We start from the raw sequence: 25,690 nt of genomic DNA, 5'->3' as shown, positions 1-25,690 counted from the left end.
ACGTTCTCCAGGAGATCCCCTGGCCGACCGACCGGCGGGGGGACGTGATCCGAGGCTCCGACTGATCGCTTCCGAGCGGGACGAGCTGTGGGCTTACGCTCGGCGATCTTGGTCGGCAGGTTTCCCGGGGGCGGGCCGGCCCGTATGGAGGGGGCCCGGTCGGCCCGTGGGGACAGGGAGACGGGCCGACCGGGCGGGGGAGGGTGGTCAGGGGCCGCAGGTGACGCGGATGGGGGCGGCAGCGATGTGGGCGTGGGTGGGCCGGCCGGAGCCGGTCCAGTCCTGGCCGCGGTTGTGGAGGCGCACGACCAGCGGGCCGCCCGCCGGGCGGAAGGTGCCGGTGTCGACCCAGCTGCCGCGGTGGCCGACCTGGTCGACGGTGAAGGCGCCCAGGTCGACGCCGGAGCCTCCGGCCACCGTGTAGTAGGCGGGCGCGCCGCCGACCTGCTGGATCGAGCCGGAGGACGGTACGTACACCGAGATGCCGCAGCTCGCCGAGCCGGCGCCGACGTCGAAGGTCCACAGGGCGTAGGTGCTGTTGTCGTCCTTGTTCCTGTCGCCGGACATCGGCACCGCCTCGTAGCGCCCGTCGCAGGAGTCGCCGGTGTCGCCGCCGCTGGTGACGGTCACCCAGCCGTCGTTGCCCTGACGGAACGCGCCGACCTCCTGGAAGCGGCCTCCCGGGCCCGAGCAGCCGAATCCGGCCACCGCCTGGAAGGCGGGCTGCGGGGCCGGCGGAGCGGGCGCGGGGAGCGCCGGTGCGGCTGGCGGTGCGGCGGGTGCTGCGGGCGTCGCGGGCGCCGCCGAGGCGGACGGCGCCTGGGTGGCGGCGGTGGAGCGGGGGGCGGTCGGCGCGGTCGTCGTGGGCTCGGCCGAGGGCGGGGCGGTCGCCGACTCGGTGGCGGTCGCCGTGGGGCTGGGGGGCTCCGACGGTGCGGCGCTCGCCGGCGACGCCTGGTCGGTGGGCGCTTCGGTGCCCGCCGGGTGGCGTCGGCCGTGGCTGCCCTGCGGTGAAATGCCGCCGGGTGCCGTGGCGGCGGCCGGGTCGCGGGGGGTGGCGTCCGGCTTGAGGAAGGGGGCGAGCAGCAGCAGGACGGCGCCGCAGCCCATCGCCGCCACCATGGTGATCCGCCGGGCGTCCCAGGGCCTGCGGGTGCCCCGCCCGAGCGGGCGCACCGGGAGGCGGAGGCGGAGGCGGCCGCGGGCCGGCCGTGGCCGGGCGGCGACGGCCCGGGTGGCCGTCCCGCGTGCCGCCGCGCCGAGTGCGGTGGCGCGGTGGCGGGCTTGCCGTAGGGCGGTCCGCAGACGCTCGGCGGCGCCCGGCCGGGAGGGGGCGACGGGTTCGGCACTGACCCAAGGCAGTTGGAGGACGGTGGCCCGGGCGCTGTCGGGCTGCGGGGTCTCGGGCGTACCGCCGTGCTGGTCGGTCACCGCAGGGCCTGCCCGTCCACGAGCCGGGCCACGTCGGCCGGGGCGCCCGCTCCGGGCAGCAGCACCCGGATCCCGCTGCGCGAGGTGCCCGACGGCCGCAGGGCGGGGTCGTACACCACGGCCACGGCCACGGCCACTGCCACCGGCCGGGGCGGCTGCGCCGGGTGCGCCTGGACGGGGCCGCGCGCGGGCGGGGGGACCCGTACCGCGAGGACTCCCGCCGCGACGAGGCCGAGGGCCGCTGCGGCGCAGACCAGTGCGGTCCGTCGCCGTGTCGCCGTGCTGCTCACGTTCGTCTCCCCCAGAAGCTGTCGCCGGTTCGGGTCCGGGCGGCCGCAGTGGTCTGCGGGCCGGGGTCGGCCCCGTCGATTCGTCCCGTTGCACGGAATCCGCCCGCCGAGGGTTCAGATCGGGTTCGGGCGGGTCGAACCGGGAGGGGGCGCCGTCCGTGCTACCGGCCGAGGCCGGTCGGCGGTGGGTGGCCGGCGGTCGGCGCGAGCACGGACGGGGGAGGAAGACGATGGCCTGGTACCAGGGGGCGAGCCGGATCACGGTGACGGAGGTGGAGGGGCGCGTCCCGCATCGCGCGGTGGTGGCCGTCGCGGGCGCCGGGCCTGTGGAGATCCCCGGCGAGGTCGGCGCCGTCCACCTGGTCGAGGCGGAGCGCCGGCAGCTCGACCTGGAGCACCGTCACGCGGGCGAGTGGTGCCCCACCATCCGTGCGGTGCAGGGCCGTTGCCAGGAGATCCGGGGTGTGCTGACGCAGGCCGTGCACAACCGCAACCGCGATGTGGCGGGCGACCGCCAGGACCGCAACCTGGTGCTGCGGATCGAGTGGGTCGCCCCGGACGGTGACGAGCCCGCACCGGCGACCGCGGCCCCCGCCGCGCGCCGCACCACCGCCGAGCACCGGGCCCCGGCGGTCTCGACCGGGTCGGCCGCGCTGCGCACCTCGGCCGGCCCGGCGTGCGGAACCACCGCTCCCGGCGCGCAGCACGACCACCGCTCCCGGCGCGCGGCCGACCACCGCGGGCTCCGAGCCTGACTTCCTGCGGCCGGCCGCCCCGGCGGGCCGGACCACCGGCACGGGAGGTGCCGCCCGGCCGACCACCTCGACCGCCTCGTGGAGCGGCTGACGGCTATTCCGCGGGGAAGCAGCGGGCCAGCCGGGCCTGCACCAGCTCCACCTGACGGGTCATCCGCCCTTGCTCGGCGGCGAGTTCCACGGCCCGCTCCCAGCTCCGGCGCGCCTCGGCCACCAGCCCCCGGTCGTACATCACCTGGCCGATGAAGTCGGCGAAGTCGAACTCCGCGTGGGCCTGGTTGCCCTGCGCCCGGCCGAGTTCCAGCACCCGGTGGATCTGTGCCACGGCCTCGTCGGTGCGGCCCAGGGCGCGCAGGATCTGGGCGTGGGTCTTGGTGGAGATCACCAGGTACGGGTCCGACTCGCGCCCGGCCAACAGCTCCAGCGACTCCTCGATCGGTGCGAGCGCCTCCTCGGAGCGCTCCGCCCGGAACAGCGTGTGCGCCAGATTGTTGAGCGCCTGGGAGAGCAGCCGGGGATCGCCCTGCTCCCGCGCGTGGGCCACCGTCTCGGCGAAGCCCGCGAGGGCCTTGCCGGGCTCGCCGTAGTCGTCGGCGAAGCTGGTCCGCATGCTGAGGTACCGGTGTCGCATGACCGGGCGGCTCTCCGGGTCGGCGACGGCGACGGCGCGCTCGGACTGCTCCAGTGCCTCCCGCCGCCGGCCCAGCCAGCCCAGCGAGAGGCTGTGGTTGGAATACAGGTGCGGCCAGTCGGCGCCGGTGCCGGCGCTCCCGGCGGCCGTCAGGGCCTGCCGGGCGGCCTCCTCCCAGGCGCGGAACAGCCCCGCGTCGAGGTAGAGGTAGCCGGCGTTCTCGACCATCCGGCAGGCGTGCCGGTGGGCCCCCCACTGGCAGGCCAGGGCGATCAGGGCGCGGACGGTCGGCTCCTCGGCCCGGAACCAGGCCAGGGCGTCCGCCGACGTGGCGAACTCCGGGGTGCCGCCGGTCGGGCGGTGGGCCGGGCGGTGGTGGCGCGCCTCCGGCCGGGCGAGCACGAGCCCGGCGGCGGTCGCGGCCAGGTAGTGGTCGAACAGCCGCTCCAGGGCCGCCTGCCGGGTGGCGGCCGGCAGTTCCTCAGCGGCCTGCCGGGCGTGCAGCCGCACCAGGTCATGCCGCTCGAAGCGGCCCGGTGCGCTCTCCTCGACCAGGTGCGCCAGGTGCAGCAGCTCCAGCGTGGCGGCGGCCGTGCGCAGGTCGGTGCCGGCCAGGGTGGCCGCCGCCGCGGTGTCGACCTGCTGGCCCGGGTGGGTGCCGAGCAGCCGGAACAACGCGACGGCCGGCTCGGGCAGGGTACGGACCGTCAGTTCCATGGCCGCCGCGACGCTCAGCGTGCCCTGGGTGGCCAGGACGGCCAGCCGGGAGCGCTCGTCGGCGAGTTCGCCGGCCAGGGTGGCGACCCGCCAGTGCGGCCGGGTCGCCAGGCGCGAGCCCGCGATCCGCAGCGCCAGCGGCAGCCCCTCGCACAGGTCGATCACCCGTTCCGCTGCCGCCCGCTCGGCCTCCAGCCGCGGCCGGCCCGCGACTCCGGCCAGCACCTCGAAGGCCTTCTCGGCGTCGAGTGACCCCAGGGTCAACGCCCGCGCGCCGTCGAGCGGGAGCAGCCCGGTGAGCCGGTGCCGACTGGTCACCACCATGGCGCAGCCGGGCTCGGCGGGCAGCAGCGGGAGCACCTGCTCGGCATCCCGCGCGTTCTCCAGCACGAGCAGCACCCGGCGGTCGGTCAACAGGGTCCGGTAGGCGGCGGTCAGCTCCTCCCGGTCGGCGGGGAGGGCTCCGTCATCGGCACCGAGGCCGCGCAGCAGCTCGGTGAGCGCCTCCTCGGGACTCAGCGGCTCGGTCTCGTCGAAGCCGCGGAGGTTGACGCCGATCCGCCCGTCCGGGAACGCCTCGGCGTTCCGGTGCGCCCAGCGCAGCACGAGCGCTGTCTTCCCGACCCCGGCCGGGCCGGTCACCAGAAGCAGCCGGTGCGCGCCGCGGGCGTCCGGGCCCGGTCCGTGGTCCGCGCCGCTCTGTCGGCTCAGCCAGGCCAGTTCGGCCTCCCGTCCGACGAAGCGGCCGGGTTCACGCGGCAGTCGGGCCGGGGCGGCGGGGGGCTTGGCCTGCGGGGTGGACCGGATCCGGGCGAGGGTCTCCTGGAGGGCGGTACCGGGATCGATCCCGGTCTCCTCGGCCAGCCGTCGCCGGGTCGCCTCGTACACGGCGACGGCCTCGGCGGGCCTGCCTTCCTGGTGCAGGCAGAGCATGGCGAGGCGGACCAGTGACTCCCGCAGCGGGTGTTCGCTCAGCGCCCCGGTGAGCTCGGCGGTCACCGTGTGGCCCTGCCCGGTGCGCAGCAGCCGTTCGGCCAGCTGCTCCAGGGCCTCGACCCGGAGGGTCTCCAGCCGGACTGCGGCACCCTCGCGCAGCGCGGTGGAGCCGCAGTCGGTGAGCGCGGGGCCCCGGCGGAGTGCGACGGCCTCGCGCAGCAGCGGTACGGCCGCCTCGTCGGAGGCTTCGGTGCGGGCGCGGTCGACCAGCCGGCCCAGCCGGTGGGCGTCGATCAGGTCCGGGTCGGCGCGCAGCACGTAGCCGGGGGAGCGGGTCTCCAGGCGCAGGCCGTCGCCCAGCAGAGCGCGCAGCTTGGCGACGTGGCCCTGCAGCGCGGCCCGCGCGGTGGGCGGAGGGGCGTGGTCCCAGGCGAGGTCGAGCAGCCGCTCGACGGGCACGATGCGGTTGGCCTCCAGGGCGAGCGCGGTCAGTACTGCACGGCGCCGGGCGCCTCCGACGTGGACGGTCGTCCCCATGGCGGTCCGCAGCTCCAGCGGTCCCAGCAGCAGAATCCGCACGCCGCTCCTGTGCTCTCGTCCGTCTCCGACCCCCGGCGCCGCACCCTATCGGGCCGGTGGCGGGCGTGCCGGGCCGGTCCGGGGCCGGAGTCCGAGACCGACCGGACTTCATGGACAGCTGTCCATGAAGTGTCGATGAACCTCGGGACCCGACGGGGCGACGATCGTGGATCCACAGCCCCTACGACCTTCTGGCGGTGTGAACGCCTGGAAGCCCGGAACGACCGCACGGGCGACGGGCGACGGGCGACGGGCGACGGGCGACGGGCGACGGGCGACCTGCGAACGGCGCGGGGTGGGAGCGGTGGCCAGGTGGCCTTCCCGGTCCCGCGAGATCCACGGATCCCCGATGCGCTCCGCGCGGCCGAAGGTTCGTGCCGACAACGCGATGCGGCAGGCCGCGGGCCGGGGGCGGGAGTCGATGCCCATCGGCTGGTACGACCTCATGGGCTCGATCGACAATCTCGCGACCACCGGCTACCCCTACGGCGCCAACCAGCAGAACGTCGCCAGGTCACTGATGTTCATGATCCAGTTCACCTCCGAGGCCGCGCGCTTCTGGGACGTCTACGGCGTGACCCGCGACATCCAGGGCGGCAACACGCCGTTCTACAACGGGCTGCCCCTGACGCAGCAGTACCTGGAGAACTCCTGGGACCAGATCTCCCAATACGCCTACGACGTCACCAACAACCCCAGCACCCCGCCCGTCAACGTCACCGGCGTCGGCACGTTCTACAGCTACGGCGACGTCCAGCGCTGGATGGCGATGCTGATCGGCACCACCAGCCAGGTCAGCTCCACGGGCGACTGGAACCACTCCGAACTCTGACCCGACGTCACCTCGCCCTCGGAGGAACTCACGGACGGGCCCGGGCCGCTCGCACACGCCGCCTCCGGGCAGGACGCGATCGAGGGCGCTGACACCGTCGTGTTCGCAGTCCGGCTGGTCACCACGAGGGAGCAAATCCCGCAGATCGCACCCCATCCGCGACGGCAAGCTCGCAACCGACCCTGCCCGGCGGCGACCTGCACCCGACCGGGCCCAACGGCGAGGTCGTCGACCTCGACCAGGCACGCGACGCGGTGAACGACGCCCGCCGATGATCCACTCCCGAGGGGCAGGGCTCTACCCGGGTCGGTGTCCCGGAAACCGGGCCCAGGCGCCGAGCCCCAGGCGCCGATGTGGTCGGAGAGGTGGTCGGTGGGGTGCTTCGGACCGATCGCCCTCCCGCTCCCCCGCAGCCGGGAGGCGTGAGTCGGGACTCTCTGGAATCCTGGCTGTGAAGCGCCTGCCGGGCCCACCGCGAGGAGCCGACATGTCCGGACAGTTCGAGGCGAGCGTCGAGGTCGACCGCCCGGTGGAGGAGGTCTTCGCGTACCTCGCCGACGGCCGCCACGACCCCGACTTCAGCCCCCGGGTCCTGGAGATCACGAAGACTCCGGAGGGCCCGACCACCGTCGGAACGGTCTTCCGCAGCACCGTGAAGGACGCCGGGATGAAGTCCTCCCGCGAGTTCCGCATCACCGGCGTGGAGGCGCCGCGCAGCGTCCGGTGGAGCGAGCAGAGCAAGAACCTGATCACCGCCGAGGGTGGCTACGACCTCGAACCACTGCCGGACGGCCGGACCCGCGTCCGGATCTTCAACGTGCTCGAAGGGCACGGCCTCGGCAAGATCCTGCTCGGCCCGGCCCTGCACGCGGCCCGCAAGGACGCCCCCGGCTTCGGCCTCCGGATCAAAGCCGCCGTCGAGCGATCCTGACCGCGGCACCGGGCACCCGCATCGCCGTTCCGGCGCAGCACCGTCGTGCTGCGGCCGCGCCCCGCACCCGAGGAGTCGCCCATGGACCTGCACCTCGCGGGCAAGGCCGCCCTCGTCACCGGGGCCAGCAAGGGGATCGGACTCGCCGTGACGCGGGCGCTCGCCGCCGAAGGCGCACACGTGGTCGCGGTGGCGCGCGGCACCACCGGTCCGCCGGCCGACCTCGCCCCGCAGGTGCACCCGGTGTCGGCCGATCTCACCACGGCGGACGGCCCCGCAGCCGCAGTCGCCGAAGCGGTCTCCCGGTTCGGCGGACTGGACATCCTGGTCAACAACGTCGGCGCGGTGCGCCCGCGGCCGACCGGCTTCCTGTCGGTCACCGACGACGACTGGCTCCACGGGCTGACGATCAACTTTCTCTCCGCCGTCCGGACCACCCGAGCGGCCCTGCCCCATCTGATCGAGCGTGGCAACTCCTCGATCGTGACCGTGAGTTCGGTCAACGCGTTCCTGCCCGACCCGATGGTCATCGACTACTGCGCGGCCAAGGCGGCGCTCTCCAACTTCTGCAAGGCCCTCTCCAAGGAGGTCGGGCCGCACGGTGTGCGGGTGAACACGGTCAGCCCCGGGCCGGTCTCCACAGCACTGTGGCTCGGTGACGACGGTGTCGCCGCGACGCTGGCCGAGGCGGGGGGCGGAGATCCGGCGGAGATCGCCCGCAGCGCCGTCGCGCAGTCGGCGACCGGTCGTTTCAGCAGCCCGCAGGAGGTCGCCGACCTCGTTGTGTTGCTGGCCGGCGACCGGGCCGGAAACGTCACCGGGAGCGACTTCGTCATCGACGGCGGACTGGTCCAGACGCTCTGAACTCCGCTCGGCCCGTGCAGGCGGGGGCCGAGGGATCGCAGCCTCATCCCGCTCGCCTCGGCCGGGCCCGGTGTGGGTGTGCGCGGTGCGGGGCCCGGAATCCCAGGGACCAGTACGCCCGCCCGAAGTGCGCAGCCGGTCAGCCCTCCGGGGAGGGGCGGCTGTCCGATGGTGGCATCGCGAGCAGGGCCCCGGCGCGTCGCTCCGTCAGGATCGGGACGAACGTCCGGACCCTGGCGTCGCGTAGTTCGTCGTAGGCACCCACGACGAGAGCGTCCACGGTGGCCGGGTCGGCCTCGGGGCGGGCGGGCTTGAGCCGGGCGGCAACCAGCCTCATCGCCTCCTCGTCCTCCGGCGAAACCCAGGTCGTGGTCACCGCACCCGATCCGGGGTGGCCGGGCGCGGGGTCGGGCAGTCGCCGCCGCCCGGGCAGTTCGTGTTTCGGTTCACCAGCCGGCACGGCGCGGGCCTATCGGTTTGCGGTGCGACGCCGGCGGGGTGAGGGTCACCACGGCGACCTCGCTCCCGGGCTCTGCGGCTTCGTGGCAGGTCAGGGTGAGCAGGCCCGCGTCGGCCAGGTCGCGGAGCGCCTCCCGCAGGAGACCCGGTTCGATGCGCAGGGCCACGGCCGCGGCCGTCACCGGAAACGTCGCTGTCCGGGCGAGGTGCTGTCTCGGATCGGCGACGAGATCGACCAGCAGCCCGGCCGCGATCCGCCCGGTCGGAAGCTCCCTGGCCCACCGGGCCCAGGCGGTCGCCCAGTCCTCAGCCGCAACCAGCTGCACCGGCTCACACCCCTTCCCATCCACCTGCCTTGCGCCGACCCGCCGGCCCACCCGACAGCCGGCCCCTGCATTCAGCATTCTCCGGCTGTCCGGACCGGATCGCCTGCCGGTACCGGGACCTGCCCTGGTTCCCGCCCGATTCCTGACCGAGAACAAGCACCATGACGTCTTGTACATGACATGACCGGGATGGCTCGACGCGTCAGATGGCTCGTCCTCATGAAGCCCGGGTCCCGGAATCGGATGTGCGCCCTTCGGGATCCGCGTCGGCCTCGATACCCGGCAGCGAACCTTGTCGCTCCTCGAACCGGCGGTCGGGTCGCACGTGATGACGGGACCGGTCGGCTGAGCACCGTGGATCAGTGAGCCGACGGACCCGGCAGCACCCCCGGGTTAACGAGTTGCCGCACGATAATGTGCGGTCTTGATCGTGCGGGGGCCCCGCGACTTGGTGCTGGTAATTGGCGATGCTGGCCTGACAGGATCGGCTCGTGATCAAAACCTCGGTGACTATGCGCGAGCTCGTTGTCGGTGACTGCCACGCTGTACATGCCTTCGCCAGCCTGCCGGAGGCTTGCCGCTACCAGGCGTGGGGGCCGAACACCGAGGAACAGACGCGGGACTTCGTCCAAAGCGCGGTGGATGCCCGGCTGCGGTCCCCACAGGTGAGATTCGTGTATGCGGCCTGCCTCGACGGTGAACTCGTCGGTATGGGCGAGCTGAAGGTTCGTAGTCTGGCCCACCGTCAGGGCGAGATCTCCTATCTCGTGCATCCTCGGGTGTGGGGTCGAGGCGTGGGCACAGCCATCGGCCGGGAACTTCTCGGCAGAGGGTTTGGGCTGATGGGACTGCACCGGATCCATGCGACCTGCGATCCTCGCAACGTCGCATCGGCCCGGGTGCTGGGCAAGATCGGCATGACCCACGAGGGCCGACACCGGCACACCGCGCTGATCCGGGACGGCTGGCGTGACTCCGAAGTCTTCAGCATCCTCGACCAGGAATGGGCGCACCGGCCCGGGCCTGAATGATCGGGGGCATCGGTGGTCAGGCTAGGGCAGTCGCCCTGGTGCCGGAGGCAAAGAGCCGCGCGGGATCATCTGGAGTGTGAAGTCGAGTCGGGCCCGCGCGGCCTGCTCTGATTCTGCCTGTGCGGGATCTCGAAGGAACACCTGGGTGCGCTGATCACCGAGTTGGCCGGGCCGTGGACCGCAGCCCGCGACTCTGAGCTGGCCAAACGGCGTGGCCATGGCCGATTGCGGGCAGCCGGGGCTCGGCCGGATCACCAGCTGGTCTTCGTGGACCGGGTGTTGGTGACCTTGGTGGTGTTGCGCTGGGCGCTGTCGCACAGGGTGCTCGCGGCGCTGTTCGGAGTCTCGCCCTCCACGATCGACCGGGCGGTCGACGAGGTGCGCCCGTTGCTGGCCGCTCGCGGTTTCGCGGTGCCGGATCGGCCCGGGATCAGGCTCAGGACCCTTGCGGACGTGTTCGCCCATGCCCAGGCCGAGGGGATCACGCTGCGGATCGATGGTACCGAGGTGCAGGTACGCCGCCCGAAGGCGGGGCGGCCGGGCCGTAAGGCGTTCGTGTCGGGCAAGAAGAAGCAGAACACCGAGAAAGCCACAATGATCAGCGACGAACAGGGTCGGGAGCTGTGGCTCGGGGCGATCCGCCCGGGCCGGATGCACGATGTCACCGCAGTACGCACCGAGGGCATCGAGGAGCAGTTGCGGCTGCACCCGAACGTGAAAGCCGAAGTCGATTCCGGCTATGCCGGCCTGGCCCGCGACTTCCCCGGCCGGGTCAGCACCCCGCCGAAGAAGCCAGCGGCGGACGCCGGGAGCGGTCACCCAGTCCGGCGCCGGCCCTCCGCCCGGGCGGAGGGTCGACCTGGGTCCCGCCCGGCCAGGCGCCCTGTGACGCTTCATCGCCACGGCAGCGCGCCGAGTCGCGGCCCGGTCCGATGGGTTTACCGGTCGCGCGGCGAGGGGCAGGAACGCCCTGGGCGGTACGCCACACCAGGGAGTGCTCCGGCGGTTCACCGAAGGCGTTCGGTTCGACGGAGCGGGAGGAGGGGTTTCCATGGATCCAGCCGCGCTCGCGGCCCTCGCGGGTTCGTCACTCGTCGGAGCGATGGCCACCGACGCCTGGGAGCACGCGCGGGACGGGGTGGTCGCCGTCTGGCGTCGGTTCCGTCCGGACCGTGCGGAGCTGGTCGGCGAGGACCTGGCCGAGCTGCGCCGGGAGGTGCTGGTGGCCGAGGAGCAGGATGACGAGCCCCTGCGGGAGGCGCTCGCCGCGGACTGGCAGCAGCGGCTGTCCGAGCTTCTACGCCGACAGCCCGAACTCGCCGGGGAGCTGGAGCGGGTACTGGACGACGTGCTGACTCCGTCGCTGCCCGCTGAGGCGCGGACCCGGGTCTACAAGCAGACCAACGTCGCCCACGGCAACGGACGAGCCTTCGGTGTCCAGGACGGGAACCTGATCTACCACGAGGGCAAGGGGCAGGGCGGCAGCAGCCCGGAGGGAGTCACTGGCTGACGTCCGGTCCGGTCAGCCGGCGAGCTCCGCGCGCAGCATGTCCCGGAGGGCCTCGAAGCGCCTCAGGTCGGCCGTGAACGCCCCGGGGTTTGCCAGGGCCGACTCCTGCATGATCTCGATGGCCTCCTCGGTCATCGCCAACCCCTTGCGGACGAAGCCGGTCTGGGCCCAGTGGATGGCGTGGTTCGCGAGTGCGCGGGCCAGCGCAGGCCGGTACGCCGACGGGTGCTCGTCGGCCAGGGCGCGGTAGATGCCCACGGCGGCGTCGGACATCCTCAGGGCGTCCTCCGTGCGGCCCACCGTGGCGAGCCGGTTGCCGAGGTTGTTCAACGCCTGGCCCACGCTGTCCCGGTCGACGTCCTTGCCGCTCGCGGCCTGCCTGCGGTAGATGTCCACGGCCTCGTCGGTGGCCGCCAGCGCCGCCACCGGCCGGTCGAGGGCGGCGAGGCGGTTGCCGAGGTTGGACAAAGCGCCGGCCAGGAACTCCTCGTGCAGGACGGGGTTGACTGCGGTCAGTTCGCGCCATTGGGCCACGGCCTCTTGGCTGGTCTCCAGCGCCTCGGCGGCGCGGCCCGCCGCCCACTGGTAGACGCCGAGGCCGATCAGTGACCGGGCGAGGGCAGCCCGGAAGGCGTCCGGGTTGACGGTGGCCAGCCGACGGCGGATGTCCACAGCCATGGTGGCGGCGTCGCAGGCCTCCTCACTGCGTCCCATGCCCCACAGGTGGTTGGCGACGGTGGTCAGTGAGGTCGCGTACCTGGGTTCGTACCGGTCGGGATCGGCGGCGGCCAGCTCCCGGAAGACGGTGAGCGCGGCGAGCCCGACCTCGACGGCGAAGGCCCGGCGCCCCAGCTGGAACAGCGCGATCCCGGCGTTGACCAGGGCGCGGGCCAGGTCGGGCCGGTAGCCGTCGGGGTCTACGTCAGACAGCTCGCCGTACAGGTGCGCCGCTTCCAGGGCGGCATCCACGGCCTCCTGAAGGCGGTCCGCCTCCAGGAGCTGATGGACCAGGTTGCTCAGGGGGCGGGCCAGGTTGGCCGGTGGCGCGTCGGGGTACTCGGCGGCGTGGCGGCGGGCCAGGCGTACGGCCTCCTCGGTGACGGCCAGCGACTCGGGGAGCCGTCTCATCGCTGACAGGCAGACACCGAGGTTGGCCAGGGCGCCGGACAGGTTGGGCAGGTGCCGCGCGGGGTCCTCGGCGGCCGGGCCGCGCACACACTCGACCGCCCGCTCACTGGTGTCGAGCGCCTCGCGGTCGAGGCCGGCGTGGGACTGGCGGGTCGCCAGGGCGGCGTAGAGGAGCGAGCGTTCGGCCGGGTCCCGGGTGAGGCCGAGGCGGTGAGTGGTCAGGATCGCGGTCACCGCGGCCATGCCGGGGTCCAGGTCGGTGTGCTGCCCCTCCGGGAAATGAGCCTCCACGGCTTCGAGGACGGGGACGATGTCGGGCAGGCCGGCGAGGATGGTGAGGGCTGCGCTCCCGGCGTCGACCGCCAGCCGGGGGTCCGTCAGCAGCAGTCGGTGCACGTACTGCGGGCCGAGGTGGTTCCAGTGCTGGGCGGCGGACAGAAGGAAGGTGACCGCGCGGGCGGTCCAGGGCGCGGGGACGCGCTCGGCGCCGGGCCCGTCGTCGGAACGTTCGAGCAGGGCTGAGGCGGCGGCGGCCGCCCACGGCTGGTCCGGGTAGGCGAACCGGTGGCCCGGCATGGTCAGGGCGAGGAAGTCCTCGGCGAGGCGGTCCGGGTAGAGAGGCTCCAGGACCAGGTCGGCACCGGTTTCGGCCGGCGGGTAGCAGGACCTGTGGTCGTCCAGCGCCTCGGGGGCGTCGGGCACCCGGAGCCGGCCGAGGACCGTCCTGCCGGCGCCGCGGGAGAGCGTTCCGGTGAGGACGGCGGCGTACACGGTCCGGTTCATGATCTCGGGCGGCGTTCGGAAGCCGTTCCCGTCCTGACCGGCGTTGGCACCGTCGCCGTACAGCCGCGCCCAGTGCAGCCGCTCGCGGTCGAGGAGGTACATGGTCAGGCCCGGTCGGTCGGTCGGCACCTCGGCGCGCGGTGTGGGTTCCGCCGCCGTTTCGCCCTCGGAGCCGCAGCTGGAGTCGGCCGCTAACCCCGCGCCCGCCGCGTGGACGTCGACGGCGACCAGGGCGGCCATGTGGACGGCCAGGGTCAGCCCGAACTCCGCTCCCTCCAGCGTCGGGGGCGGCTGAATCGCGGTCGTGTCGCGGAACCGGTAGATGCCGGCGAAGGCGTCGCGGGCGGCGGTGAACATCGCGTCGCGTGCCTCCCCGCCGGGTGGCAGGGACTCCAGGGGCTGGACGGAGACGTCGGCCTGGTAGGTGTCCAGGATGCCGCGGAGCTGCGGCAGTTCGTTCATCGTGCGTCCCAGCATCAGCACCCGGGTGGCCACGCCGGTCCGGTGCAGCAGGGCGTTCTTCAGCAGCCAGGTCAGGTTGGTGGTGAGCCACCGGTCGGCGTAGTCGACGATCAGCAGGAGGCCGGCCGTTCCGTCGGGCCGCAGGTCCTGACTTCCGGGCTCGATCGGGTCGGCATCGGGGCCGTGGACGGCGACGGCGACCTTCCAGCCGGCCTCGGCGGACTCGTCCGCGAACCGCGCGGCGAGCCGGCTCTTGCCCTGACCGCCCGGCCCGTACAGCCACCGGACGCTGAGCCGCCCACCGCCGTCCCGCCACTCCCGCAGCTCGTCGAGCTCCTCGTGTCGGCCGGTGAACGGCACCACGGCGCGGCGGGCGTTGAGCATCCGGCTGGGCAGCTTGCGGAGCCAGTCCCGGTCGGTGTCCGCCGTGTCCTGCCAGGCGCCGAGGAGGTAGAGCGGGAGCCCGCTGGCGCCGTGAACGTGGATGTCGGCCCCGATCGTGCCGAACGCGAAGCCGCTGACGGCGATCACGTTCTGGACGTACAGCGGCTGCGAGTCGTCGGAGTTGCGGTCGGCGTCGCTCACGAGGCACCTGCCCCTGCTCGGTATGCCCACCCGGCATGTGACGGGAAGTCGGATAGACCCTAGCGGGCCGGGCCTGGTGCGGGGAGGGCAGCGGACAAGTCTGCTCCGCTGCTTGCTGGTTACTGCCCGACGCCCGCCGTCCGTCGCCCGCCCGATCCCGGTCCCTGGTCCGGCAGGCCACGGTCGGTGAGGGAGCGCCCGCCGAGCGGGCTCGTGCGGCTTCGACCCGGCCTGCTGGGGTCGATGATGGATGCCGTCGCCCGGACGCCCTGCCGCCTCCAGCAGCTCGCTGTGAGCGGTGGATACGGCCCCTGCGACGACCCGCCCGGCGGCCTGAAGGGCACAGTCGGCGTCGGGGCGCCCGCGCGGACAGCTGATGTGGGCGATGGTGGCAGGTTGGTGGAGCTTGACCTGGGGCTTTACCCTCGGGTCGTGATCAGCCCTGGAGGGCTTGCAACGTGATCAGTCCGGTCGCGGCGGCCTGGAGTGAGTCCATCTTGCGTCGGAATTCTGCCGAGTTTCTGTCGGCTCCACGCGGTGAGGAAGGCCTCGGACACAATGCGCGCGGGGTGGTTGGCGAAGCTGTCCTCGCCGGTAGCCGGTTCGAACGGCTGGAGGCTTCGACGGTCTGATCGGTAGCCTGCCGACCGCGCGGCCCTGCCGCCGACGCCGGACCCGGCTCGGTCCAGCGCCGGGCCACCGTCCCAGCCTCGCTGCTCACCATGGTGCGTGCGGGCTCGGCGATCCGCTCGCCTACCTGGCCGAGAAGTCCGGCGCCCTCGTGCCGGGCGTCGTGCCCGTACCAAGGCAGGAGACCAACTGGCTCACCGGTTCTGCGCAGGTGCCGCGGAAACCGTGGTTCCCACCCGCATTACGGGATAGGGCCGGTTCATTGGTCCGATCCGAATGTCCGGTGCCGCTGCTTCGGGGTTGCCTGCAGGCGCGCGGGTGCGGAGGAGGGGAGTCGTACCGTTGGGGCCGGCCGGTTCGAGCTCGATGGCGCGGCGTAGCTGTTCCATGCGTCGGGGCAGGGGGTGCCAGCCGGGTTCTGCGGCCATCTCGGTGTTGAGGTCGTCGATTGCGCGGCCGTAGGCGCGGGCCAGGCCGCGGAAGTGCAGGGGCAGGCCGGGGCGGGGGTGGCCGCTGGGGGCGATGCTCACCCACAGGGCGTCGGTGGTCTCGTTGCCCGGGCCGACGGGTTGGGTGGTGTCGCGTGCGACGAGGCGGCTGCGGACAGTGAGCCAGTGGCGCATCGCGGCCCGCGTGGGGCCGGACAGGCCGACCGTCACGGTGGCGGGTGTGGTGTGCGGGTTGCGGTGCTGGGGGAGGCGGGTGAGGCGGATCGTGCCGCGGTGCAGGTCGACGTCGTCCGTGCGCAGGGCGCAGAGTTCGCCGGCGCGGCAGCCGGTGTCCAGCACGGTGCCGATGATCGCGAGGATCCGGCTGCGGGATTCGGACCGGCCGGGGCGGGCCGAGTGTTCCAGGTGGCCGAGCAGGATGCTGCGCGGGCGGGCGGCGACCACGGGCCGGAGCTCGACCCGCGGCGGGTCGCGGTCCGGGAGCGTGACGGTGATGCCGGCCCGGGCGCCGAGGATGCGGAGGCAGTCCTCCCGGACGCGCATGGACGCGGGTGAGGCTTGGCCCGGTCGCGCGGCGGGCTTGCGCCGCAGCAGGCCCCGCTCAGCGGCGGTGAGGTAGTCGGCGAGGGTGTTCGGCGCGAAGAGAAGGGCGAGTGAGCCGGCGGCCGTGGGCACGATCGCGCCGCGCTCCAGGGCGGTGCGCAGTTCGCCGGCGACCCAGCGCAGTTGCTTCGCCCGGGACGTGCCGGTCGGCGGTTCGCAGGCGCGCTCGACGAGGGCGTCCAGCGCCTCGACCGAGGGTGCTGCTGTCGTCGGGGCGTCCGCCATGAGGTCACCCTAGCGCCGGGGCGGGGTCGTACGGTGGGCTCTTGCCGGCAGGGGCGGCTCGGAAGATCTCGCAGGGCTCGGATCTAATAACTGGCTTGAAGCAGGATCGCCGGTGAGGGCAGCGGACGGCATGGTGGCTGTCTTCTCCGGCCCGCGCCGCTCCGGTGGTGACCGTCCTTCGGCAGCCGGCAAGGGGGCCGTGCCGGGCATCCGCCGGTTCTCGCGGCGGCACCCGGCGATGACTGCCCGGGCTCCGTGAGTGCCGCGGTCGGTTCTGATGGATCGTCAGCAAACTCGGCATTGGGTCAGCATTGGTTCTGTCAGACGCTGTCGGGGATGGTCGAACGGTGTCATACGTCGAGTGCGGAAGCGAGTGCCGACAGGGGGACTTTGGGCTGAGCGCAGGGGGGCTCCGCCTCGGGGGTGCGGCGGACCTGGTCGCCGCACCCCCGATTGCGTAACGCGCAGGTCAGCGGGTGCGTCCGCGGGGCTTGAGGGGGATTCCCGGGAGTTCCGGGGCGGGCAGGCGGTCTCCCGGGTAGCCCTCGACGGCGCCGAAGCGGTCGGGGTTCGCGGAGCTCATCCAGTCCTCGCGGGCTCGGGTGATGTCTTCGTGGGACCGCCCGATGAAGTTCCACCACATGACGATCTCCTCCTGGAAGGGTGTGCCGCCGAGGAGGACGGTCCGGGCGTCGGTGTCGCCGGTGTTGGTGAGGGTGACGGTGGTGGCGCCGGGGGCCAGGTAGCCGAGGTCGTTGGGGTGGAGCGGGGTGCCGGCGAAGCGGACCTCGCCGCGGTCGACCAGGAGGCCGTGTTCGAAGGCGGGGTCGACGGCGAGGGTGACGGTGGCGTGCGGGCGCAGGGTGATCTCGGCGCCGAGCAGCGGGCTGAAGGTGGGGACGGGGGAGGTGTCGCCGGCCAGGGTGCCGAGGAAGACCCGGGCCTCGCCGCCGTCGAGCCGCACCGGGGTCGGGGCGTGGTGGTGGAAGTCGCGGCCGGTGTGCCGGTGTTCCTCGGGCAGGGCGACCCACAGCTGGACGCCGTGCAGGGTGGTGGTGGCCGGGGTGGAGACCTCGGAGTGGGCGATGCCGTGGCCGGAGGTCATCAGGTTGACCTCGCCGGGGCGGACGTAGGCGTGGACGCCGAGGCTGTCCCGGTGTTCGATCTCGCCGGTGAACAGCCAGCTGACGGTCTGCAGCCCGGTGTGCGGGTGCGGGGCGACGTCCATGCCGCCGGTGTCGGCGACGTCGTCGGGGCCGTAGTGGTCCACGAAGCACCAGGCGCCGATCAGGGTGCGGGAGCGCTGCGGCAGGGTCCGGCGTACGGTCATGGCGCGCGGGCCGCCGAGGGGGACGTCCCGCGGGGACAGGACCTCCACGCGCGGGTCGGCGGCGTGCGGCTCGACGAGGTCGGTCTCGGTGGTGCTCACGGTCGGGGTCCCTCCCAGGTGCGGGGTCGTGCGGTGGTTCTGCGGGCATGATAGTTCTATATTCAACTATCATGGCATGGCAGAGTGACGGGCGACAGCGATCAAGCCTAAGGAGTCCAGGTGAGTGATGTGACGGTGGTCCCGACGGACCGGCGGGTGTTCATCGACAAGCAAAGCCCCCAGGCCTACAAGGCACTGGTCGCGGCCGCCGAGGCGACCCGCGAGGTGGCCGCGGAAGCCGGCCTGGACCGTCGGCTGGTCGAGCTCGTCAACCTCCGGGTGTCGCAGATCAACGGCTGCGCCTACTGCCTGAACGTCCACACCAGGGCCGCGCTGCGCGAGGGCGAGACGACCCAGCGGCTGGGCGTGCTCCCGGCGTGGCGCGACACCGAGGTGTTCGACGCGCGGGAGCGCGCCGCCCTTGCGCTGGCCGAGGCGACCACCGACCCGGCGGACGCGGCCCTCCAGGCGGCGGCCTACGCCGCTGCACGCGAGGTGCTGGGCGAGGCGGAGATCTCCGCGGTGGTGTGGGTCGCGATCACCATCAACGCCTTCAACCGGGTGTCCATCATGAGCAAGCACCCCGTCCGTCCGGCGCCGGCGCGGTAGCGGTACGAGCCGGAGGGTTCCGGGCGGGACGGGCCCGAGCCGGAGGGTTCCGGGCGGGACGGGCCCGAGCCGCAGCGGTTCGAGGAGGGTTCTCCGCCTTTCGGCGTAGGCCCTCCTTTGGGGGGTGGACGGACGGTTCCTCCCGGCGGTGGATGACCGACCGTCAGGGCGGCGGCGAAGCTGGGCTTCGAGGGCGAGGGAGTGCTCGCCGCGCTGAGGGTGGGGACACATGGAGCAGGGTGGGGGGCGTACGGAACGGGGCGCGGGGCGCGCGCGGCGGGGTGCGGGCCGTACGGCGCGCCGCGCGGGGTCCGCGCTGGTGGTGGCGGTCTGTCTGGCACTGGCCGCGCCGGTCGCCTCGGCGGGTGCCGCCGAGGTGGACGGCGGACAGGGCGCCGCCGGACAGCAGGAGACCGCCGGCCGCCGGACAGCGGCGCTGCGGGCGGTGACCGGGGCCGGCGCCGTCTCGGCGATCGCCGAGGTCAGGGACCGGAACGGGGTCTGGCGCGGCGGATCCGGCGTCTCCGACCTGGCCACCGGCGCGCCGGTCCGGACGGACGGGCGGTTCCGGGCCGGCAGCATCACCAAGGTGTTCACCGCCACCACCGTGCTCCAGCTGGTGGGGGATGGCCGGATCGGCCTGGACGACCCGGTGGAGCGCCACCTGCCGGGACTGCTCCCGAACGGCGCGGACGTCAGCGTGCGCCAGTTGCTCGACCACACCTCCGGCCTCTGGGACGCGACCAACGAGAAGGGCGGCGTCTTCCCCGACCTGGGCGACCCGGCGGTGCTCCGGAACTGGCTGGACCAGGGCGGTCTGACCAGGACGATCACCCCGGCCCAGGTGGTCGCGGCCTCGGTCGCGCACGCACCCGCCTTCCCTCCGGGCGCCCGCTTCGGCTACTCCAACGTCAACTACACCCTGCTCGGCATGATCATCGAGCGGGTCACCGGGCACGGCTACGCGCAGGAGATCACCGCACGCATCCTGCGCCCGCTCGGGCTGACCGGGACGTACTTCCCGGGGACGGCGACCGACATCCGGGGCCCGCACGCGCACGGCTACCTCACGCTCCCCGAGGGCCCCGGCCCGGCGGACCGCAGCGACCGGGACGTCACCGTGGCGAGCGTCTCCTGGGCGAACTCGGCGGGCGAACTGATCTCCACCCTGAGCGACCTGGGCCGCTTCGAGCAGGCCCTGACCGGTGGCCGGCTGCTCCCGCCGCAGCTGATGAAGGAGATGACCACGACCGTCCCGATCGAGGCCGACGGTCATCCCACGGGCCTGAGCTACGGGCTCGGACTGGCCCGGTGGCAGCTCTCCTGCGGGGCGGTCTGGGGGCACGACGGCGGGGTACCCGGCTACAGCTCGCAGCTGTGGAACTCGGGGAGCCGGCAGGTCGCGCTGTCCGTCACCCCGCGCGGCGACGGCACGCAGCTCCAGGCGCAGGCGGTGGCGGAGGCCGGCTTCCTGGAGCAGGCCTTCTGCGGCACCCGGTGACGCCATCCGGGTGCGCCGACGGCCCCGGCGGGGTACCTCACTGACCCCGCGGGGGCGTGTCACCGCTCCGGCCCGTCCGCCTGGGGGAGTCCTCGACGCGAGTGCTCGACGGCGAGCCCTCCACGAGGAGCCCCATACGGGAATCCGAGAGGGAATCCTCGATGCGCGGACGGGCCGGAGTGGCCGCGCGTCCGGGTCGGCTGCCACCGGCGGTCCGCGCCGCGATAACCTCGCCGGGTTCCCGGAGGCCCCGCTCCACCGCGTCGTGGACGGCACCCTCCGGCTTCCGCAGACCCGAGGAGTGCCGCAGTGACGGACGTGACGTTGAACCTCTGGCGGCAGCCGCTCGGCGAAGTGCCGGCCGGGGTGTGGGACCGCACCGACCTGACGGTGCTCATCCTCGCCGACACCGGGATCGCCGAACTCCCGCCGGAGATCGGACGGTTGACCGGGCTGCGCACCCTCGACCTCGGGCACAACAAGCTCGCCGAGGTGCCCGCCGAACTGGGCGCCCTCACCGGGCTGGGCGACTTCCTCTACCTGCACGACAACGCGCTGACCGCCCTGCCGGACACCCTCGGACGGCTCACCGCGCTGCGCTACCTCAACGTCGGCGAGAACCGGCTCACCGAACTCCCCGCCACCATCGGCGAGATGGCATCCCTGGTCGAACTCCGGGCGCAGCACAACCGGCTCGGCGCGCTACCCGAGGAGATCGGCAAGCTCGGAGCGATCCGCGAACTCTTGCTTCAGGGAAACGAGTTGAGCGATCTGCCGGACTCCGTGGCGGGGCTCACCGAACTGCGCGAGCTGGAACTCAGGGACAACTCCCTCACCGCCGTCCCGGCCGTGCTCGCCGGACTGCCGCGGCTGCGCCGCCTCGACCTGCGCGGCAACCGGATCACCGAACTGCCGCGCTGGCTCGGCGAACCGGGTGCGCTGCCGGCCCTGGAGAAGCTGGACCTGCGGTGGAACGACGTCCGGCCGTCGGCCCGACTGCTGGACGCGCTCGGTGCGCGCGACTGCGTGGTCCTGTACTGACGTTGCTTCGTACGGGCGACGCACGGCGCTGACGTTGCTTCGTACGGGCGATGCACGGCGCTGACGTCGCTGCGTACGGGCGCCGTCCGGGCCGGGGCCGTCCGTCGGAAGCCGTTCGGAGGGGCCCCGCGCCGGCCGGTCGACCTGCTACGGTTGATCACATGAAGCGCGCTGCACTCGCCACGACGACGCCGGAAAGAGTCCCGGCGCGCTGACTGCTGACCTAGTCCGAAGCCCCGGGGCGAGTGCCCCGGGGCTTCGTCGTTCCCGGCTCCACTCGCCCGCAGCACCAGAGTGGAGACCACCACCGTGAACGTGAACCCGCAGCACGGCCACCGCGAGCCCGACCGCACCGCGCAGAGCCGCACCGCGCACGACCGTCCCGCGCAGAGCCGCACCGCGCACGACCGTCCCGCGCAGAGCCGCACCGCGCACGACCACCGCAAGCTGGGCCGTGAACTCGACCTGTTCGACACCGACCCGCTGATGGGCTCCGGCCTTCCTTACTGGCTGCCCGACGGCGCGGCCGTCCGGCACACCCTGGAGGAGTTCATCCGCGGCCGCGAGCGCCGGGCCGGCTACCGCCACGTCTACTCACCGGTGCTCGGCAAACGCGAGCTGTACGAGATCTCCGGCCACTGGGCGCACTACCGCGAGGACATGTTTCCGCCCATGGCCCTCGGCTCGGAAGAGGTGGTGCTGCGGCCCAGCCTCTGCCCGCACCATGCGCTGATCTTCCGTTCCCGCTCCCACAGCTACCGGGAACTCCCGCTGCGGATGGCCGAACTGGGCGGCATGTACCGCTCCGAGCCGTCCGGGGTGCTGGGCGGGCTGACCAGGGTCCGGGCGATCCAGCTGAACGACGCCCACGTGTTCTGCACCGCGGAGCAGGCCGCCGACGAGGCCGTCGCCGCACTGGAGCTGATCCGCGAGGCGCACGCCGCGCTCGGCATCGTCCCGGTCCGGTACCGCCTCTCGCTGCCCGGCGCGGGCGGCAAGTACGTGGCGGATCCGGCACTCTGGGAACGCGCCACCGCGCTGCTCACCGACGTGCTGGAACGCTCCGGGGTGCCGTTCGAGGCGGCGGAGGGCGAGGCCGCGTTCTACGGGCCCAAGATCGACGTGCAGATCGCCGACGGCGCCGGACGCGAGTTCACCCTCTCCACCGTCCAGGTCGACTTCCACCAGCCCGAGCGGTTCGACCTGCACTACATCGGCCCGGGCGGCGCCAGGCACCGTCCGGTGATGGTCCACCGCAGCGTGATCGGCAGCGTCGAGCGCGTGGTCGCCCACCTGATCGAGCTGTACGGCGGCGCGTTCCCGGCCTGGCTCGCGCCCGTCCAGGTGGTGCTGCTGCCGGTCTCCGACGCCGAACTGCCGCAGGCCGAATGGCTCCGGCAGCGCTGCCTCGACCTCGGTCTGCGCGCCGAGGTCGCCGGGCCCGAGCGCGGCACCCTCGGTGCCCGGATCCGGGAGGCGCGGCTGGTGCCGTACCAGGCGGTGATCGGCGCCAGGGAGGCCGGGGACGACCGGGTCGCGCTGCGTCTGCGGAACGGCCGGAGGCTGGAGCCGCTGCCGGCCGAGGAGGCGTGGGCGCGGATCGGCGCACGGGTGGCCGGGTGCGGCGCCGAGCTGTGGGAGGACGGCGCCGCGGGGTGAGCGGGCCGTCGCGCAGGCGGTGGCATCCGGAGGACCAGTGCGGTGAGCGGTGTGTCGGCCGGGCCGTGGACGCCGGCCGCCCGTCGAATGGGCGCGGTGGCCGAGTCCACGGCCGCCGCTGGCCCCACCCGTCCCGGAGGTTCCCGATGCGCACCCCCCGAAGACTCGTCGCCCCCGTCCTCGCCGGCTGTCTGGCCCTTGCCGGGGCGGTCGCGGCCGCCCCGGCCGACGCGACCCGGCTCCGACCGCTGCCCGTGCCCGACGTCCGGTACTGCGCCGCCGTGGTCGGGCACGCGCCGGGCGCGGGCGGCGGCTCGCCGCTCCTCGGGCGTTCCTGTTCGCCGGACTCCCTGGCCGACGCGCTCGCCCTGGCCGACGGCCGCACCCGTACGGCGGAGCAGCCGGCCGACCGCACGCTCCTGCTGGAGGAGTTCAAGGACGTCGGCTACGGCGGCGGCGTCATCTACGCCTTCTACGGGGACGCGGGCGGCTGCGACGCCACCGGCTACCACCTGGTGAATTACTTCGACGTGGCGCTCAACGTGTCCTCGATGAAGGGCTACGACAACTGCAACGCCGCCCACCTCTGGTCCACCCTCGACGTCGAGAAGACCGTGGACCTGCCGGCCCCGGCTCTCGGGGCGAACTTCAACGACGCGGTGCGGGAGCTGCAGGTCTTCCACCGCTGACGGGGCGGGCCGACGGGCGGTCCGGGTCGGGCGTGACGACCGACCCGGACCGCCTCACCCCGGGCGTGCGGGCGAGCCTTGCGCGCCCGGGGTCCGAGCGCCCGGGGTCCGAGCGCCCGGGGTCCGAGCGCCCGGGGTCCGAGCGCCCGGGGGCGGACAGGCCTAGCTGGGGAACGGCCAGGTCGGGCACCACGGCGGGATCCACTGGCCGGGGTAGGGCGGGCCCCACACCGGGCAGGGCGGGAGGTGGGGAGCGGGCGGGGCCGAGGTCCAGAGGACGGTGCCGTTCAGCTCGACCGCGATGACGCCCTCGTTGTAGACGGTCAGCTCGGCGCCGGGGTGACCGGCCGTCCCGCTCCACCAGAGCGGGGTGTTGTCGGCGGCGTAGACGACGAGGTTGCCGTCGCCCTGCATGGCCAGGATGTTGCCGTTGGGTATGGCGCCCTTGGCCACCCAGATCGGGGTGGTGTCGCGGTAGAGGACCACGTTGCCGTCGCCCTGCATGGCCAGCATGATGTGGTGGTCGGGCGAGTACCAGGCCTGGTTCCTGGAGATGACGCTGTTCATCGGGATGTGCGTGGGGGCGGACAGCGCGGCTGCCGTGGCGGCCGGGGCCGCCTGGGCGGCCGCCGGGGCCGAGGTCCGGGCGGGGGCGGCCTGGGCGGCGCCGGCGCTCAGGGTGGCGAACCCGATCGCGGCGACGGCCGTCAGGGCTGCGGCTCGTAGACGGAGACTGGTCATGGGCGGTCTTCGGGTCCTCTCGAAGGTGATGGGCCTGCGGCGCCCGTTTCCTGATTGTCCGTCAGTGTGGTGTTCCGGTGGGCGCCGAGTGAAGGTTATGGCGGCCGGGCGGGAGCCTGCGGCAGCTTCACCGGCAGATTGGCGGGGGCCTGCCGGGCCGTCGTCGGCGGCAACCGTGTCAGTAGGACTGCAGCTCGATCAGGTGGCCGTCCGGGTCGCGCAGATGCGCGCTGCGGAGGTTCGGGCCCCACTCCGGGCGGTCGGTCGCCGCGGCGACCGGGGTGCCGCCGTGGCGCAGGCAGAGATCGAGGGCGGCGTCCACGTCGTCCACCCGGAACACCAGCATCGCGGCGTCCTGGGCGGGCGCGGCGTGCCGGGCGGGCAGGTCGACGGTGCCGAGGGTGGCGGCCATCGCGGCGCGGTCGAAGAGGACGAGGACGGCCTGGTCGGCGACGTCCCAGTTGGCGTACGGGCCCTCGGGCGTGCCCTTGACCAGGGTGGCGCCGGTGAGCGGCGGGAGTGTCGCGCGGTAGAAGGCGAAGCAGTCGGCGAAGCGGGTGACGAGCAGTCGGGGGTACAGGGCATCCACGGTCGAACTCCTGGGATCCGGTCCCGGGTCGGCACGGAACCGGCGGCCCGGGTATGGCGGCGCGGCATCGGCGGCCCGGGAATGGCGGGTCGGGAATGGCGGGTCGGGAATGGCGGGTCGGGAAGGGGTGGGCGGAACCGGTGGGTCGAGAATTAGTGGGTCGGGACCCACTATAGGAAGACACCCTAGACTTCCGCCATGGCCTCCGAGACCCCGATCGACCCGCCGCCCGAACTCCCCCCGACCCTGCTGGACCTGAGCAGCTACCTGCTCTCCCGGATCGGCAAGGCGGCGCGCGGCCGGCTCGCCGACCGGCTGGCCGAACGCGGCCTGCGGCTCTGGGACATGGCGGTGCTGGCCTCGCTCGCCGACTTCGGACCGCAGGCCCAGCGGGACCTGGTCCGGCGGCTGGGTCTCGACCCGAGCGACCTCGCCAAGGTCGTCGAGCAGCTCGCGGTCGCCGGGTACGTCGAGCGCGCCAGGGACCCGGCCGACCGGCGGCGGGTCTCGGTCTCGGTCACCGGGGCGGGGCGGGCGCTGCTCGCCGAACTCGACGTCCAGGCGCGGGTGGTGCAGGACGAGGTGCTCGCGCCGCTGGACGTGGGTGAACGGGAGGTGCTGCAGTCGCTGCTGCTGCGGGTCCACCGGGGGCTGGGGGAGCGGCGCAGCGGTCCGTGACCGGCGCGGACGGTCAGCCGACGGGCTGCCCGGGGCGGCGGGCACCGGCGAACTCGCCCGCCCATCGCGGGACGTCGAGCACGTTCTCGACGCGCGCGACCAGCGTCCCGGTGCGCTCGGCGTGGATCATCGCGCCGTCGCCGACGTGGATCCCGACGTGGTGCAGGGGTGCGTCGGGGCGGGAGAAGAACAGCAGGTCGCCCGGGGCGATCGCGTCCCGCTCCACCGGGGCGCCGCGGTGGAACTGGGCGACGGTGTAGTGGCCCAGCTCGACCGTGCCCTGGCTGGCCCGGTACCAGCAGTACAGCGACAGGCCGCTGCAGTCGAAGCCGACCGTCTTCTCGCCCATGCACACGCCGTCGAGGTAGCCGTTCTCGTCGTCGCAGAAGCCGAGACCGGCGCCGAGGCGGTCGCCGCCGCCCCAGGCGTACGGCACGCCGATCTGGGCCTCGGCCACGGCGGCGACCCGCAGGCCCAGCGCGTCGGCGGCCACCGCCGCCACGCCCGGCCCGCCGGCCGAGCCGTGCGGTGCCGCGGTCGCCGCGTGCGCGGCCTGCGCCGCCGGGCCGAGCGCGGGGGCCAGGCCCGCCCCGAGCG

The 25,690-nt window shown here is 73.7% G+C and carries 23 protein-coding genes and 1 pseudogene; 13 read left to right on the top strand and 11 right to left on the bottom strand.

Annotated elements, in window-relative coordinates:
• Window positions 1-207: 207 nt before the first annotated feature.
• Both ACFV04_RS26905 and ACFV04_RS26900 read right to left on the bottom strand, forming a co-directional pair.
• Window positions 208-1,431 (bottom strand): hypothetical protein, encoded by a 1,224-nt coding sequence (locus tag ACFV04_RS26905; protein WP_380533045.1) that lies wholly within the window; start codon window positions 1,429-1,431, stop codon window positions 208-210.
• Window positions 1,428-1,721 carry a hypothetical protein gene (locus tag ACFV04_RS26900; RefSeq protein ID WP_380335925.1) on the bottom strand — a complete coding sequence of 98 codons (294 nt, stop codon included), beginning with the start codon at window positions 1,719-1,721 and terminating at the stop codon, window positions 1,428-1,430. The genes ACFV04_RS26905 and ACFV04_RS26900 overlap by 4 nt, the downstream gene beginning before the upstream one ends.
• 230 nt (window positions 1,722-1,951) lie before the next feature.
• Between ACFV04_RS26900 and ACFV04_RS26895 the strand changes: the two genes are divergently transcribed.
• Window positions 1,952-2,476: a hypothetical protein gene (locus tag ACFV04_RS26895; protein WP_380533042.1), complete on the top strand. Its 525-nt coding sequence runs from the start codon at window positions 1,952-1,954 to the stop codon at window positions 2,474-2,476.
• A gap of 94 nt (window positions 2,477-2,570) precedes the next feature.
• Here the strand turns inward: ACFV04_RS26895 and ACFV04_RS26890 are convergent, their stop codons facing one another.
• On the bottom strand, window positions 2,571-5,339 hold the full coding sequence (locus ACFV04_RS26890; RefSeq protein ID WP_380533040.1) for a BTAD domain-containing putative transcriptional regulator: 2,769 nt from the start codon (window positions 5,337-5,339) through the stop codon (window positions 2,571-2,573).
• 349 nt (window positions 5,340-5,688) lie between these two features.
• On the opposite strand from ACFV04_RS26890, the gene ACFV04_RS26885 reads away from it, so the two are divergent.
• The 3 genes from ACFV04_RS26885 (at window position 5,689) to ACFV04_RS26875 (ending at window position 7,966) form a co-directional block, all read left to right on the top strand.
• Window positions 5,689-6,171, top strand: a complete 483-nt coding sequence (locus tag ACFV04_RS26885) for a ribosome-inactivating family protein (RefSeq protein WP_380335917.1) — start codon at window positions 5,689-5,691, stop codon at window positions 6,169-6,171.
• A 487-nt stretch (window positions 6,172-6,658) separates the two neighbouring features.
• Window positions 6,659-7,102 carry an SRPBCC family protein gene (locus ACFV04_RS26880; protein ID WP_380533036.1) on the top strand — a complete coding sequence of 148 codons (444 nt, stop codon included), beginning with the start codon at window positions 6,659-6,661 and terminating at the stop codon, window positions 7,100-7,102.
• Between the two features lie 81 nt (window positions 7,103-7,183).
• Entirely contained in the window at window positions 7,184-7,966 is a 783-nt protein-coding gene (locus ACFV04_RS26875; protein WP_380533033.1) for an oxidoreductase, read from the top strand.
• A gap of 139 nt (window positions 7,967-8,105) precedes the next feature.
• On the opposite strand, the gene ACFV04_RS26870 is transcribed toward ACFV04_RS26875, so the two are convergent.
• Together ACFV04_RS26870 and ACFV04_RS26865 are read right to left on the bottom strand one after the other, a co-directional pair.
• Complete coding sequence (locus tag ACFV04_RS26870) at window positions 8,106-8,342, bottom strand: three-helix bundle dimerization domain-containing protein (RefSeq protein ID WP_380533030.1); 237 nt, start codon at window positions 8,340-8,342, stop codon at window positions 8,106-8,108.
• A 70-nt stretch (window positions 8,343-8,412) separates the two neighbouring features.
• Window positions 8,413-8,751 carry a hypothetical protein gene (locus tag ACFV04_RS26865; protein ID WP_380533027.1) on the bottom strand — a complete coding sequence of 113 codons (339 nt, stop codon included), beginning with the start codon at window positions 8,749-8,751 and terminating at the stop codon, window positions 8,413-8,415.
• 491 nt (window positions 8,752-9,242) lie between these two features.
• On the opposite strand from ACFV04_RS26865, the gene ACFV04_RS26860 reads away from it, so the two are divergent.
• The 3 genes and pseudogenes from ACFV04_RS26860 (at window position 9,243) to ACFV04_RS26850 (ending at window position 11,292) form a co-directional block, all read left to right on the top strand.
• Entirely contained in the window at window positions 9,243-9,782 is a 540-nt protein-coding gene (locus ACFV04_RS26860) for a GNAT family N-acetyltransferase (RefSeq protein WP_380335908.1), read from the top strand.
• Window positions 9,783-10,091: 309 nt separating this feature from the next.
• Window positions 10,092-10,514: pseudogene (locus tag ACFV04_RS26855) on the top strand (transposase family protein); the annotation flags it as partial.
• Window positions 10,515-10,833: 319 nt separating this feature from the next.
• Window positions 10,834-11,292 carry a hypothetical protein gene (locus ACFV04_RS26850; protein ID WP_380336035.1) on the top strand — a complete coding sequence of 153 codons (459 nt, stop codon included), beginning with the start codon at window positions 10,834-10,836 and terminating at the stop codon, window positions 11,290-11,292.
• A gap of 12 nt (window positions 11,293-11,304) precedes the next feature.
• Here the strand turns inward: ACFV04_RS26850 and ACFV04_RS26845 are convergent, their stop codons facing one another.
• From ACFV04_RS26845 to ACFV04_RS26835, 3 genes are all read right to left on the bottom strand, one after another.
• Window positions 11,305-14,250, bottom strand: coding sequence for a tetratricopeptide repeat protein (locus ACFV04_RS26845; RefSeq protein ID WP_380533023.1), 2,946 nt, complete (start codon window positions 14,248-14,250; stop codon window positions 11,305-11,307).
• An 824-nt stretch (window positions 14,251-15,074) separates the two neighbouring features.
• Entirely contained in the window at window positions 15,075-16,157 is a 1,083-nt protein-coding gene (locus ACFV04_RS26840; RefSeq protein WP_380533020.1) for a site-specific integrase, read from the bottom strand.
• Window positions 16,158-16,626: 469 nt separating this feature from the next.
• Window positions 16,627-17,586, bottom strand: coding sequence for a pirin family protein (locus ACFV04_RS26835; RefSeq protein WP_380533017.1), 960 nt, complete (start codon window positions 17,584-17,586; stop codon window positions 16,627-16,629).
• Between the two features lie 120 nt (window positions 17,587-17,706).
• Between ACFV04_RS26835 and ACFV04_RS26830 the strand changes: the two genes are divergently transcribed.
• From ACFV04_RS26830 to ACFV04_RS26810, 5 genes are all read left to right on the top strand, one after another.
• The gene (locus ACFV04_RS26830) at window positions 17,707-18,195 is read left to right on the top strand and encodes a carboxymuconolactone decarboxylase family protein (protein WP_380335780.1); all 489 of its coding nucleotides are present in this window, start codon (window positions 17,707-17,709) and stop codon (window positions 18,193-18,195) included.
• A 319-nt stretch (window positions 18,196-18,514) separates the two neighbouring features.
• Window positions 18,515-19,696 (top strand): serine hydrolase domain-containing protein, encoded by a 1,182-nt coding sequence (locus ACFV04_RS26825; RefSeq protein ID WP_380533014.1) that lies wholly within the window; start codon window positions 18,515-18,517, stop codon window positions 19,694-19,696.
• Between the two features lie 309 nt (window positions 19,697-20,005).
• Window positions 20,006-20,737 (top strand): leucine-rich repeat domain-containing protein, encoded by a 732-nt coding sequence (locus tag ACFV04_RS26820; RefSeq protein ID WP_380533011.1) that lies wholly within the window; start codon window positions 20,006-20,008, stop codon window positions 20,735-20,737.
• Window positions 20,738-21,184: 447 nt separating this feature from the next.
• Window positions 21,185-22,396 (top strand): threonine--tRNA ligase, encoded by a 1,212-nt coding sequence (gene thrS, locus ACFV04_RS26815; protein ID WP_380533066.1) that lies wholly within the window; start codon window positions 21,185-21,187, stop codon window positions 22,394-22,396.
• A gap of 146 nt (window positions 22,397-22,542) precedes the next feature.
• Window positions 22,543-23,085, top strand: coding sequence for a hypothetical protein (locus tag ACFV04_RS26810; RefSeq protein ID WP_380335774.1), 543 nt, complete (start codon window positions 22,543-22,545; stop codon window positions 23,083-23,085).
• A 162-nt stretch (window positions 23,086-23,247) separates the two neighbouring features.
• On the opposite strand, the gene ACFV04_RS26805 is transcribed toward ACFV04_RS26810, so the two are convergent.
• Both ACFV04_RS26805 and ACFV04_RS26800 read right to left on the bottom strand, forming a co-directional pair.
• Window positions 23,248-23,826 carry a hypothetical protein gene (locus ACFV04_RS26805; protein ID WP_380335772.1) on the bottom strand — a complete coding sequence of 193 codons (579 nt, stop codon included), beginning with the start codon at window positions 23,824-23,826 and terminating at the stop codon, window positions 23,248-23,250.
• A 178-nt stretch (window positions 23,827-24,004) separates the two neighbouring features.
• Window positions 24,005-24,415 carry a VOC family protein gene (locus tag ACFV04_RS26800; protein ID WP_380335769.1) on the bottom strand — a complete coding sequence of 137 codons (411 nt, stop codon included), beginning with the start codon at window positions 24,413-24,415 and terminating at the stop codon, window positions 24,005-24,007.
• A 198-nt stretch (window positions 24,416-24,613) separates the two neighbouring features.
• On the opposite strand from ACFV04_RS26800, the gene ACFV04_RS26795 reads away from it, so the two are divergent.
• On the top strand, window positions 24,614-25,093 hold the full coding sequence (locus tag ACFV04_RS26795; protein ID WP_380533007.1) for a MarR family winged helix-turn-helix transcriptional regulator: 480 nt from the start codon (window positions 24,614-24,616) through the stop codon (window positions 25,091-25,093).
• Between the two features lie 13 nt (window positions 25,094-25,106).
• On the opposite strand, the gene ACFV04_RS26790 is transcribed toward ACFV04_RS26795, so the two are convergent.
• Window positions 25,107-25,690, bottom strand: a 584-nt coding sequence (locus ACFV04_RS26790; protein ID WP_380533004.1) for a C40 family peptidase, incomplete at its 5' end; no start/stop codon positions are given.

The sequence above is a fragment of the Kitasatospora sp. NPDC059599 genome (genome assembly GCF_042735125.1).
Lineage (GTDB): Bacteria > Actinomycetota > Actinomycetes > Streptomycetales > Streptomycetaceae > Kitasatospora.
This window is presented reverse-complemented; position numbering and strand designations above follow the sequence as displayed.